10 protein-coding genes are annotated in these 11,657 nt (G+C 71.6%); 1 reads left to right on the forward strand and 9 read right to left on the reverse strand.

Features of this window, described 5'->3' with window-relative positions; genetic code table 11:
* Positions 1 to 29: 29 nt before the first annotated feature.
* On the reverse strand, positions 30 to 1,409 hold the full coding sequence (locus tag BUQ68_RS20625; RefSeq protein WP_075217915.1) for a lipopolysaccharide biosynthesis protein: 1,380 nt from the start codon (positions 1,407 to 1,409) through the stop codon (positions 30 to 32).
* Positions 1,410 to 1,836: 427 nt separating this feature from the next.
* On the opposite strand from BUQ68_RS20625, the gene BUQ68_RS20630 reads away from it, so the two are divergent.
* Positions 1,837 to 3,669 carry an alpha/beta fold hydrolase gene (locus tag BUQ68_RS20630; protein ID WP_075217916.1) on the forward strand — a complete coding sequence of 611 codons (1,833 nt, stop codon included), beginning with the start codon at positions 1,837 to 1,839 and terminating at the stop codon, positions 3,667 to 3,669.
* A gap of 80 nt (positions 3,670 to 3,749) precedes the next feature.
* On the opposite strand, the gene BUQ68_RS20635 is transcribed toward BUQ68_RS20630, so the two are convergent.
* From BUQ68_RS20635 to BUQ68_RS20670, 8 genes are all read right to left on the reverse strand, one after another.
* A complete protein-coding gene (locus BUQ68_RS20635) occupies positions 3,750 to 5,078 on the reverse strand; it encodes a bifunctional folylpolyglutamate synthase/dihydrofolate synthase (protein WP_095407399.1) in 1,329 nt (442 codons plus the stop codon).
* A 195-nt stretch (positions 5,079 to 5,273) separates the two neighbouring features.
* Positions 5,274 to 6,188 (reverse strand): acetyl-CoA carboxylase, carboxyltransferase subunit beta, encoded by a 915-nt coding sequence (gene accD, locus BUQ68_RS20640; RefSeq protein WP_075217918.1) that lies wholly within the window; start codon positions 6,186 to 6,188, stop codon positions 5,274 to 5,276.
* A 246-nt stretch (positions 6,189 to 6,434) separates the two neighbouring features.
* Positions 6,435 to 7,295: a tryptophan synthase subunit alpha gene (gene trpA, locus BUQ68_RS20645; RefSeq protein ID WP_075217919.1), complete on the reverse strand. Its 861-nt coding sequence runs from the start codon at positions 7,293 to 7,295 to the stop codon at positions 6,435 to 6,437.
* 8 nt (positions 7,296 to 7,303) lie between these two features.
* Positions 7,304 to 8,521 (reverse strand): tryptophan synthase subunit beta, encoded by a 1,218-nt coding sequence (trpB, locus tag BUQ68_RS20650; protein ID WP_075217920.1) that lies wholly within the window; start codon positions 8,519 to 8,521, stop codon positions 7,304 to 7,306.
* Positions 8,518 to 9,210, reverse strand: coding sequence for a phosphoribosylanthranilate isomerase (locus tag BUQ68_RS20655; protein ID WP_075217921.1), 693 nt, complete (start codon positions 9,208 to 9,210; stop codon positions 8,518 to 8,520). Before BUQ68_RS20655 ends, trpB begins: the two co-directional genes overlap by 4 nt.
* A 43-nt stretch (positions 9,211 to 9,253) precedes the next feature.
* A complete protein-coding gene (locus BUQ68_RS20660) occupies positions 9,254 to 10,882 on the reverse strand; it encodes an ABC transporter ATP-binding protein (RefSeq protein WP_075217922.1) in 1,629 nt (542 codons plus the stop codon).
* Complete coding sequence (locus BUQ68_RS20665) at positions 10,879 to 11,382, reverse strand: type II toxin-antitoxin system VapC family toxin (protein WP_075217923.1); 504 nt, start codon at positions 11,380 to 11,382, stop codon at positions 10,879 to 10,881. Before BUQ68_RS20665 ends, BUQ68_RS20660 begins: the two co-directional genes overlap by 4 nt.
* A partial coding sequence (locus tag BUQ68_RS20670; RefSeq protein ID WP_210215666.1) for a hypothetical protein occupies positions 11,382 to 11,657 on the reverse strand: 276 nt, incomplete at its 5' end. The genes BUQ68_RS20665 and BUQ68_RS20670, both read right to left, overlap by 1 nt.

Consider the following 11,657-nt stretch of genomic DNA (forward strand, 5'->3'; position numbering starts at 1 on the left):
TCAGGCTGCCCGATGTCACGAACCCGACGTCAGGCGGCCGGCCCCGGCGCCGGCACCGGGTCGCGCGGCGGCAGGAAGATGCCGATGACCGACGGGTCGATGCCGACCTTCACCCGGCAGAACAGCCAGAAGCCCACCGACAGCGGCACCGAGACCGCCACCACGGCGACCGCCGCCCCGACCGTGCCGTAGGCGGGGGCGAGCAGCACCAGCGCGGCGGCGCGGGCGAGCACGGAGAAGATCAGCACCCGCGAATAGACGTTCTCGTAGCCGGTCATCAGCATGATGCCGCCGCCGGGGCCCATCAGGGCCGCGAAGGCGGTGCCGATGGAAAGGATCAGCAGCGTCGGATAGGCGGAGCGGTAGCTCTCGCCGAAGAGGCCGAGCAGCGGCTCGCCGGCCACCACCACCACGAAGGCGAGCGCGCCCACGAGGGCGAGCGCCACCAGCATGACCTTGGCGAGGAGGTTCTGCACCTCGCGCATCCGGCCCGCATAGTAGAGGTTGGCGAAGCGCGACGACGAATAGCCGTGAAGGCCCGTGGCGATCATCGGGAACACGTTGGCGAGCCGCGCCACCACGAAATAGGCCGCCGACACCGCCGGCGACGTCACCGCGCCGATGATGATCACCTCCGCGTACTGGCTCGCCGCCTCGCCGGCCGCCGACGACACCATGCCGATGGTGCGCCGGCCCCAGGCCCGCGCCTGCATCACCGGGCGGGCGCGGCGGACCTCCGGCGCCATGCCGCGCAGCACCAGGGTGGTCTGCACCGCGGCGGCGATGAAGGCGCCGAGGGTGGCGCTGGCGAAGAAGGCCGTGACGGCGTCCTCCGGGTCGACCGCGATCACCACCACGAACACCACCACCAGGATGATGCGCCAGGTCAGCTCCCGGTTCGGCTCGGCCACCGCCACGCCCGAGATGGCGCGCGCCGAATGGGAGGCGTAGTGCAGGAGAACCTGGGCGAACAGGAAGGCGGAGGCGGCCGCGATCGGCCCCGCCGTGGTGGGCACCGGCAAGAGGTGCGTCTCGTCGAACGGGGCGTGCACCACGCAGAAGAGCGCGAAGGCGAGCGCCGTGACGAGCCCCGACACCGCCGCGACCCGCCAGCCGAACAGATAGGCGCCCCAGCTTCCCGCCGGATCGTCGTTGCCCTGCGTCTCGGCCCAGTTGCGGATGATCAGCGTGTCCTGGCCAAGGACGCCGATGACCGCCAGGAAGGCCACGATGTTGAAGGTCACCGCCAGATAGCCGAACGCCTCCATGGACATGGAGCGCGCCGCCACGGCGAACACGAAGAGCGCCAGGACGGAGCCGAGCACCTTGATGGAGAGGGAGAACAGGGCTCCGAGCATGGCCGGATGAAGGCCGACGCGCTCGGCGGCGGCAAGTATGCTGGCGACCACGCGTTCCGCTCCGCACAACCATGGCCGACGCGCCGGGGTTCAGTCCCGGGCGATCGGGCGGGGTAAAAGACACCAAGCACGACACGTCCCGACAGGTCGGGGCTTGTCGTGCGCAGGCAAGCCCGAACGGGCGCCGGCCGGTCCGGCCGTGGCGTGCATCACGGCCGGACGAGTCCGACCGTGATGCACGGATTTTTAGTTCGGCACCGCTTTCCGTCGGACGGAGACCGCGGCCCGCGGGCGCGTCGACCAGGATGGATCGGCAGCCTTGCCGACGATCCATCCTGGTCGAGCCCCCCGGCGCCGGCAAGTGACGCTGCCGGTTTGGTAAGATATAGCCTGCATATATACGAAAAGTTGGTTGATAGGACGGGCGAAACACGGGACGTCGACGTCCGATCGAGCAAACGTGATCTTGGAATCGTGCATGTCTCTCACCCTTGAGTTGCCCGAAGCGTCGAAGACTTCTCCGCTGGCGGACGGCGCGCCCGGCCTGCCGGTGGCCTTCGGCGGCTGCGCCGGCCTGTTCCATCCGGCGGGCGGACGCACCGGCGTGCTGATGCTGGGGCCGTGGGGGTTCGAGGACGCCTGCACCCGGATCGGCTGGCGCCGTCTCGCCGAAACCCTGGCGGCGCGCGGCTACCCGGTTCTTCGCTTCGATCTGCCGGGCACGGGCGACAGCCTGGACCCGCCGGCCGACGCCCGCACCCTCGCCGCCTGGCGGCGCGCGCTCCGCGACGGCCTCGGCACGCTCGGCGTGCTCGGCCTGGTCGATCAGGCCCTGGTGCTCGGCCTCGGCCTCGGCGCCGACCTAGCGGTGGAGGCCGCCACCCTCACGGCCGCGCCGGGCGCCGGGCCGCTGCCGGGCATCGCCGGCCTCGTATTGGCCGCGCCCGTGATGGCCGGGCGGGTCTATGCGCGCGAACTCGCCGCCTGGGCCGGCATGATGCAGGCCTCCGGCAGGGCCGCGCCCGCGGACGAGGGCCTCGTCGTCGGCGGGCACCGCATGGCCCCCGACCTCCTGGCCGACCTGAAGAGCCTGTCCACCGTGGCCGCCGCCACGCCGGTGCCGCACGTGATCATTGCCGAGCGCGGCGACGGCGCGCGCGAGAAGCCGCTGGTGGAGCGCTACCGGGCGCTCGGCGTTCCGGTGGAGACGATGCCGCTTCAAGGCTTCGACGGCTGGGTCAGCGACCCGACCTCCGCCCTCGTGCCGGAGGCGGCGCTGGCCGCGCTCGCGCTCCGCCTCATGGCCGTCGTGCCGCCCGGTCCCGTCCGGGGCGGGCGCAACGACGGGGCGCCGGACGCCCGACTTGCCGGCGACGGCTTCGTGGAAGTGGCCGAGCGCTTCGGACCCGACGGCCGGCTCTACGGCGTGCGTTGCCTGCCGGCGGACCCGTCCGCCGGGCGCGCGGACCCGTCCGCCGGGCGGGCGGACCCGGTGGTGGTCTTCCTCAACTCCGGCCGCGACCCGCACGTGGGCTGGGGCCGTTCGGCGGTCGAGCACGCCCGCCGGCTCGCCCGCGCCGGCACCCCGTCCTTCCGGCTCGATCTCTCCGGCATCGGCGAGGCGTCGTCGGACCCGGCGGCGCCGGCCGAGCCGCTCTACTCCGACGCCCACCAGGGCGACGTGTCCGCCGCGCTCGCCCACCTCGCCGCCGCCGGCCACGGACCGGCCGTGCTCGTCGGACGGTGCAGCGGTGCCTTTGCTGCGCTCCACGCCGGCGCTTTCGAAGGCGAAGCCGCCCGTGTCGGGGCCGTGGTGGCGGTCAATCCGCTGCGCCTCGTCTGGGATCCGAAGGAGCGGGTGGAGGACGCGATCCGTCACTCCTTCCGGTCCGCGTCCACCTACCCGCGCCAGCTCCTCGACCTGATCCTCGGCCGCCGCCGCCAGCCGGTGCCCTGGGCGCGGCTTGCCCGCGACCTGTCGCGCCGTGTGCTGGAGCGCGCCGGCAGCAGCCTGGAGCGTCTCGCCGGGCCGCTCGCCCCGAAGGAGAGCCGGTTCCGCCGCGCCCGGGCGCTGTTCGACACCCTATCGGCGCGCCGCATCCCGGTGCGCCTCGTCTACAGCGCCGACGACGGCGGCCTCGACGAACTCGCCATCCATTTCCGCAAGGGCGGGCGCGGCCTGAAGCGCCATCCCCTGGCGACCATCACACTCGTGCCGGACGCCGACCACAACCTGACGCCGCGGGCGGCCCGCGACCGGCTGCACGCGGTGATCGAGGAGACGGTCGCGACCGTGCGGCGCGCCGGCTGATCCAGGCTCCTGATATCGGGCTCTGGAAGTCCCGCCGTGTCCGACTTTCCGGCGCCGGGCGTCAGTCCGGCGCGACCGGCTCAGCGCGGCGGGGTGCCGTTGAGGGCAAGCACGTCGCCGGCAAGATAGAGCGAGCCGCAGATCAGCACCCGCGGCGCCCGCTCGTACTGCCAGCCCTCGCCGAGGAGCCGCATGGCCTCCATCGGGCCGTCGACCGCCTGCGCCGAGAGGCCGGCGGCCCGGGCCGCCTCGGCCAGCGCCTCCGGCGCCCAGGCGGCTTCCGACTGCGGAATGGGCACGGTGAAGACGTGGCGGACGAGGCCCTTGAAGGGCGTGAAGAAGCCGGCCGGATCCTTGGTGGAGAGCATGCCGGTGACGAGGAAGAGGGGCCGGGCGAGCCGCTCTTCGAGGTCCGCCATGGCGCTCGCCACCACCTCGCCGGCACCCGGATTGTGGCCGCCGTCGAGCCAGACCTCGGCGCCCTGCGGGGCGGCGGCCACCACGGCCCCGTGGGTCAGCCGCTGCAGCCGGGCCGGCCAGTCCACCGTCTCCAGCCCCGTCTCGATGGCGGCCGTCGAAACGTCGAGGCCGCTTGCCCGCACCGCCGCGATGGCGGTGCCGGCGTTCTGGATCTGGTGCCGGCCCGGCAGCCGCGGCAGCGGCAGGTCCAGGAGCCCGTCCTCGTCCTGGAACACCAGGCGGCCCTGTTCCTCGTAGGCGGTGAAGTCCTGGCCCCCGACCTTGAGCGGCCCCGCCTTCACGTCCCGCGCCACCGCCTCGAACACCGCGCGCACGCTGTCGAGGTTGGGGCTGAGCACCACCGGCCGGCCGGCCTTGACGATGCCGGCCTTCTCGAACGCGATCTTCTCCACCGTGTCGCCCAGGAAGGCCTGGTGGTCGAGCGAGATGGAGGTGATCACCGAGACGAGCGGATCGTCGATCACGTTGGTGCTGTCGAACCGCCCACCGAGGCCCACCTCCAGCAGCACCACGTCCGCCGGCGTCTCGGCGAAGAGGAGGAAGCCCGCCGCCGTCAGAAGCTCGAAGAGGGTGATGGGTTCGGCGCCGTTCGCCACCTCGGCCCGGGCGAGAGCGTCGGCGAAGCGCGCGTCGTCCACGAAGGCGCTGGCGCCGGGCCCGGTGGCGAGCCGGTAGCGCTCGTTGTAGGAGACGAGATGCGGGGAGGTATCCGTGTGCACCCGAAGACCAGCCGCCTCCAGGATGGCGCGCAGGAAGGCCACGGTGGAGCCCTTGCCGTTGGTGCCGGCCACGTGGAACACGGGCGGCAGCCGCCGCTGCGGGTTGCCGAGGGCGTCGAGCAGCCGGAGGATGCGCGTCAGCGTCAGGTCGTAGCCCTTGGGGTGCAGGGCCGCGAGCCGGTCGATGATGGCAAGGCTTCTGGACATCAGGCGGTTTCCGACGACAGAGGAGGCGCACCCGGTTTGGTCCGTGGCGCCGGCGGACCGATACAGCGGTTCACCGGCAGACGCCACCGGAGAAAACGCCGCTCCCGCGGGGGGTGCGGGAACGGCGTCCAGTCCGGTTTCATACGCGCGGCCGGCCCGATCGGGGCCGCGTCGGCCCCGCTTTCGCACCGGGGCGCGTCACTCCGCCGCGAAGGCGGGCGCCGCCGGGGCCGGATCGGCCGCCTCGCGCGGGATCGCGGCCGTCTTCGGGCCGAGCAGGCGCACCAGCCGGCCGAGGGTCGACCGCAACTGGTGCCGGTGCACCACCATGTCCACCATGCCGTGGTCGAGCAGGTATTCGGCCCGCTGGAAGCCTTCCGGCAGCTTCTCGCGGATGGTCTGCTCGATAACCCGCGGCCCGGCGAAGCCGATGAGGGCGCCCGGCTCGGCGATCTGGATGTCGCCCAGCATGGCGTAGGAGGCGGTGACGCCGCCCATGGTCGGGTTGGTCAGCACCACGATGTAGGGAAGGCCCGCCTCGCGCAGCATCTCCACCGCCACCGTAGTGCGCGGCATCTGCATCAGCGACAGGATGCCCTCCTGCATGCGGGCGCCGCCGGAGGCGGTGAAGAGGATGAAGGGCGTCGCGCGGGCCACCGCCGCCTCCACGCCGGTGATGATGGCCTCGCCGGCCGCCATGCCGAGCGAGCCGCCCATGAAGTCGAAGTCCTGCACGGCGGCGACCACCGGCGTCGTCTCGATCCGCCCGGCGCCTACCAGCACCGCGTCCTCGCGGGCCGTCTTGGCCTTGGCGTCCTTCAGCCGGTCGGTGTAGCGCTTCTCGTCGCGGAACTTCAGCGGATCCTGCGGCACGCCGGGCAGCGCGATGGTCTCCACGGCCCCGTCGTCGAACAGGAGTTCCAGCCGCTTGTCCGGCGCGATCCGCATGTGGTAGCCGGAATTCGGCACCACCCACTGGTTCGCCTCCAGGTCCCGGTGGAACACCATCTCGCCGGTCTCGGGGCATTTCACCCAAAGGTTCTCCGGCACCTCCTTCTTCGGATAGATGAGGGAGCGGATCTTCGGGCGGACGACGTTGTTGATCCAGTTCATGGGGGGCGGGTCCCTGGTCCGGTGCGCCGCGTCAGCGCCCTTCGGTTTCGACGCGCCGACAAGCGTCGCGTCTTCGGTCTCGGCGCGCCGGCGCGCCACGCTTTCGGGCCGCCGCGCTTCCGCGCAGATGCGTCTTCGATCGGAATTCCACAAGGGCACGGCGAAATCAAGGCTCGGGGCCGGCAGGTCCCGGCATCAGCCCCCGCGCCGTCGACCCGGTCGGCTCCCGCCGCCTGTCCGGCCCGCCTAACCCGTCGGCTGCAGGCGGACGGCGCGCACGCCCGCCGAGAGCGCGCCGACGAGGTCGGCGACGGCGGCGACGGTCTTCACCGTCGCCCGGCCTTCCCCGTCCAGGCTGTCGCGCACCGCGTCGACGAGGGCCGAGCCCACCACCACGCCGTCCGCGTTCGCCCCGATGGCGGCCGCCTGGGCGGGGGTGCGCACGCCGAAGCCCACCATCACGGGCAGGTCCGTGTGGCCCTTGATCCGCGCCACGGCCGCCGCCACCCGGGTCGGATCGGCCGAGCCGGCGCCGGTGATGCCGGTGATGGACACGTAGTAGACGAAGCCCGAGGTGTTGGCGAGCACCGCCGGCAGGCGCCGGTCGTCGGTGGTCGGCGTGGCGAGGCGGATGAAGGAGATGCCGGCGGCCAGCGCCGGCACGCAGAGCTCGTCGTCCTCCTCCGGCGGCAGGTCGACGATGATGAGCCCGTCCACCCCGGCCGCCTTGGCGTCGGCGAGGAAGCGCTCCACCCCATAGGAGTAGATCGGGTTGTAGTAGCCCATGAGGACGATCGGCGTGCCGTCGTCCTCCGCCCGGAAGGCCCGCACCATCTGGAGCGTCTTCGCCATGGTCTGGCCGGCCTTCAGCGCCCGGAGCGTCGCCGCCTGGATCGGCGGACCCTCGGCCATCGGGTCGGAGAACGGCATGCCGAACTCCACGATGTCCGCCCCGGCCTTGGGCAGCGCCTTCAGGATGGCGAGAGAGGTCTCCGGGTCGGGATCGCCGGCGGTGACGAAGGTGACGAGCGCCGGCCGGCCCTCGGCCCGGACGGCGGCAAGGCGCGTGTCGATCCGGGTGACGGGGCGTGTTTCGGAAGGGGACATCGCGGACCTCACAGAGCGTAGCCGAGCATCTTGCCGACGGTGAACACGTCCTTGTCGCCGCGCCCGCAGAGGTTCATGACGATGATCTGGTCCTTGTCCATGGCGGGTGCGCGCTTCATCACCTCGGCGAGCGCGTGGGCGGGTTCGAGCGCCGGGATGATGCCCTCCACCCGGGTGAGGAGCTGGAAGGCCTCCATGGTCTCCTCGTCCGTGATCGGCACGTAGGAGACCCGGCCGGTGTCCTTCAGGAAGGAATGCTCCGGCCCGATGCCCGGATAGTCGAGGCCGGCCGAGATGGAATGCCCCTCCAGGATCTGGCCGTCGTCGTCCTGCAGGAGATAGGTGCGGTTGCCGTGCAGCACGCCCGGCCGGCCGCCGGTCAGCGAGGCCGCATGACCGTTGTGGACGTCGATCCCGTGCCCGCCCGCCTCCACGCCGACGATCGCCACGTCCTCGTCGTCGAGGAAGGGGTGGAAGAGCCCGATGGCGTTGGAACCGCCGCCGACGGCCGCGACCAGCATGTCCGGCAGCCGGCCTTCCGCCGCCAAGATCTGCTCGCGGGTCTCCTTGCCGATCACCGACTGGAAGTCGCGCACCATGGCCGGATAGGGGTGCGGCCCGGCGGCGGTGCCGATCAGGTAGTAGGTGGTCTCCACGTTGGTCACCCAGTCGCGGAGCGCCTCGTTCATGGCGTCCTTCAAGGTGCCGTGGCCGGCGGTCACCGGGTGCACCGTGGCGCCCAGGAGCTTCATGCGGAACACGTTCGGCGCCTGACGCTGCACGTCGGTCGCCCCCATGTACACCTCGCACGGAAAACCGAAGCGGGCGCACACGGTGGCCGACGCCACGCCGTGCTGGCCGGCGCCCGTCTCGGCGATGATGCGCGTCTTGCCCATGCGCCGGGCGAGCAGGATCTGGCCCAGGCAGTTGTTGATCTTGTGGCTGCCGGTGTGGTTCAGCTCGTCGCGCTTGAAGTAGATCTTGGCGCCGCCCAGATGGGCGGTCAGCCGCTCGGCGAAATAGAGCGGGCTCGGCCGGCCGGTATAGGTGGCGTGAAGGCCGTCGAGCTCCGCCTGGAAGCTCGGGTCCTTCTTGGCGGTCTCGTAGGCGGCGTCGAGCTCCAGGATCAGCGGCATCAGGGTCTCGGCCACGTAGCGGCCGCCGAAGATGCCGAAATGACCGCGCTCGTCCGGTCCGGTGCGGAAGGAATTGGGCTTCACGGTCATCGGGTCTCTCCTTCGCCGCCGGCCGCGCGCCGGCCCGCCTCTACGGCGGCCATGAAGGCGCGGATCAGCGCTTGGTCCTTGACGCCCGGCGCGCTCTCCACCCCGGACGAGAGGTCGACGCCCGCCGGCCGGACGGCCGCGATCGCGTCGGCGACGTTGGTAGGCGTCAGGCCGCCGGAAAGCAAGAAGGGCGTCGCCGGCCGATGGTCGGCCAGCAGAGACCAGTCGAACGGGGTGCCGAGCCCGCCGGGCCGGGTGGCGTCCTTCGGCGGCTTGGCGTCGAGGAGAAGAAGGTCCGCCACCCCGTCGAACCGGCCGGCCGCGACGAGGTCCGCCGCCGACCCGATGCCGACCGCCTTCATCACCGGCCGGCCGAACCGAGCCCGCACCGCGGCGACGCGCTCCGGCGTCTCGCGCCCGTGCAGCTGGATCACCTCCGGATCCGCCGCCCCCACGAGAGCGTCAAGCAGCGCGTCGTCCGCGTCCACCGTCAGCACCACGATCGCCGCCCGCCCCCGCGCGTGCCCGGCCAGCGCCGGCAGCGCCTCCAGCGCCACATGGCGCGGGCTCTTCGGGAAATGCACGAACCCGACCGCATCCGCGCCGGCACCGACGGACCAGTCGATGCTCTCCGGCGTGGAAAGGCCGCAGATCTTGGCGCGAGGCGGAGTGATGAGCGGACGTGTCATGGCGGGCTTGGTGCCATGGCGCGTTCCGGCTGTCGAGGGGGCATCAATCCCGCACCACCCCCACCGGCGCGGCCTCCAGGTTGAAGGCGGCGGCGAGAAGGGCTTGGGTGTAGGGGGCCTGCGGGTTGGCGAACACCGTCGCGGCCGGGCCGGCCTCCACCACCTTGCCGTGGCGCATGACCACGAGGTCGTTGGCGAGGGCCTTCACCACCTTCAGGTCGTGCGAGATGAACAGGTAGGCGAGCCCGTGCCGGCGCTGCAGGTCGCGGAGGAGGTCCACCACCTGGGCCTGGACGCTCATGTCGAGGGCGGAGGTGGGCTCGTCCAGCATCACGAACTTCGGGTTGAGCGCCATCGCCCGGGCGATGGCGATACGCTGGCGCTGGCCGCCGGAGAATTCGTGCGGATAGCGGTGGCGGGTCTCGGGATCGAGGCCGACCTCTTCCAGCGCATGGATCACCCGCCGCTCGCGCTCGCCCGCCGTCAGGTCGCGGGCATGGACGAGGAGGCCCTCGCCGATGATGTCGGACACCGACATGCGCGGGCTGAGCGAGCCGAACGGGTCCTGGAACACCACCTGGATGTCGCGCCGGAGCGGCCGCATGGCGTTGGACTTCAGACCCTGGATGACGCGGCCCGTGAAGGCGATCCGCCCCTCGCTGCCGATGAGGCGGAGAAGCGCCAGCCCGAGGGTGGTCTTGCCGGAGCCGGATTCGCCCACGATGCCGAGGGTCTGGCCGGCCCGCACGGTGACCGAGACGCCGTCCACCGCCTTGATGTGGCCGACCGTGCGCTTCAGGAAGCCGCGGCGGATCGGGAACCACACCTTCAGGTCCTCCGCCTCCATGACCACCGGCGCCGAGGCGTCCGCCGCCGGCGGCTCGCCGCGCGGGGCGGCGGCGAGCAGGTGGCGGGTGTAGGCGTGCTGCGGGTCGGCGAACACGGCGCGCGTCGGGCCCTGCTCCACGATCCGCCCCTTGGTCATCACGCAGACCGTGTCGGCGAAGCGCTCCACGATGCCGAGGTCGTGGGTGATGAAGAGGATGGCCATGCCGAGCCGGCCTTGAAGCTCCTTCAGGAGCTTCAGGATCTGCGCCTGGACGGTGACGTCGAGCGCCGTGGTGGGCTCGTCGGCGATCAGGAGGTCCGGCTCGTTGGCGAGCGCCATGGCGATCATCACCCGCTGGCGCTGGCCGCCGGAGAGCTGGTGCGGATAGGCCGAGAGGCGGCTCTCCGGGTCCTGGATGCCGACCTCGGTGAGAAGCTCGATCGTGCGGGCGCGCGCGGCCTGTTCCCTGAGGCCCTTGTGGATGGCGAGGATCTCGCCGACCTGCCGCTCGATGGTATGGAGCGGGTTGAGCGACGACATCGGCTCCTGGAACACCATGGTGATCCGGTTGCCGCGCACCTTGCGGAGCGCCTCGTCGGAGGCCGTCAGCATGTCCGCGCCGTCGAAGAGGATCTGCCCCGACGGATGGGAGGCGGCCGGATAGGCGAGGAGCCGCACGACCGAGAGCGCCGTCACCGACTTGCCGGAGCCGGACTCCCCCACGATGGCGAGCGTCTCGCCCTTTTTCAGATCGAACGACACCCGGTCCACCGCGAGCGTGGTGCGCCCGGCCTGGGTGAACGCCACGGAGAGGTCGCGGACGGAGAGGAGGGGGGCGGTCATTCGGCGGCAGCCTTCCGAAGCTGAGCAATCTCGTCCAGGGACGGTCGGGCGATGATCATGACCGCGTCGTTCATACCCGTCCCGCCATACGAGGCGTTCCAGGTGAAGGATCCTGTGAGGCCACGGTCGGACGTCAGAAAGGATCCGCAGCCGGTGGCAAGACCCGTCGCCAGATGGATGGCGTCCGGCAGCTTCAGGCCTTTGCGGTCGCCGCGCAGGAAGGCCGCCGTCACCAGGACATCGGCCGTAATTGGGCGGATGTCCAGTGTCGTCGTCCCGTTACGCAAGCACCCGGTGTAGAGGTCGATTGCCGGCCTGTTGCCCTCGGCGGCAGGTCGGACGAGGGCTTCGCTGAAGGCGAGCGCGCTGGTGACGCAAAGCGGCTGTCCGTCGAAATCGACCGCCACCATCAGGTCGACGAGCGCGAATGCAAGGTCGTCCTCCCGTTCCAGGGCGTGGATCAGCACGTTGGTATCCAGGTATATCCGGCCGGCCGGCATCAATCGTCCCACTCATCCCGCAGCGCCCGAACGTCCTCGACGGCAGCCTCGGCGGTTCGACCGTCTCCCGTGCGGACCCGCCGGTAGCGCGCCAGCGCCTCGATCAGGTCGGCTGCGCGCGGGGTCGGATCGGCCTCCTTGACAGTGACCGTGACGATCGCGTCTCGCGAAATGTCGCCCAGGATCTCCACCGGCAGGCTCGCGGCCGGAACATTGTGTCGAACCACCACCTTGTTCATCGCCTCATCCCTCCTCACCGGAACGTCTTGCGCGGG

It is taken from the genome of Mongoliimonas terrestris (assembly GCF_001927285.1).
GTDB lineage: Bacteria > Pseudomonadota > Alphaproteobacteria > Rhizobiales > Pleomorphomonadaceae > Chthonobacter > Chthonobacter terrestris.

What these genes read in the sequence shown, in the direction of transcription:
- trpB (WP_075217920.1), bottom strand. Translation starts at nt 8,521, where the DNA reads ATGACCGTGAAGCCCAATTCCTTCCGCACCGGACCGGACGAGCGCGGT.
- BUQ68_RS20665 (WP_075217923.1), bottom strand. Translation starts at nt 11,382, where the DNA reads ATGCCGGCCGGCCGGATATACCTGGATACCAACGTGCTGATCCACGCC.
- BUQ68_RS20655 (WP_075217921.1), bottom strand. Translation starts at nt 9,210, where the DNA reads ATGACACGTCCGCTCATCACTCCGCCTCGCGCCAAGATCTGCGGCCTT.
- trpA (WP_075217919.1), bottom strand. Translation starts at nt 7,295, where the DNA reads ATGTCCCCTTCCGAAACACGCCCCGTCACCCGGATCGACACGCGCCTT.
- BUQ68_RS20660 (WP_075217922.1), bottom strand. Translation starts at nt 10,882, where the DNA reads ATGACCGCCCCCCTCCTCTCCGTCCGCGACCTCTCCGTGGCGTTCACC.
- BUQ68_RS20630 (WP_075217916.1), top strand. Translation starts at nt 1,837, where the DNA reads ATGTCTCTCACCCTTGAGTTGCCCGAAGCGTCGAAGACTTCTCCGCTG.
- accD (WP_075217918.1), bottom strand. Translation starts at nt 6,188, where the DNA reads ATGAACTGGATCAACAACGTCGTCCGCCCGAAGATCCGCTCCCTCATC.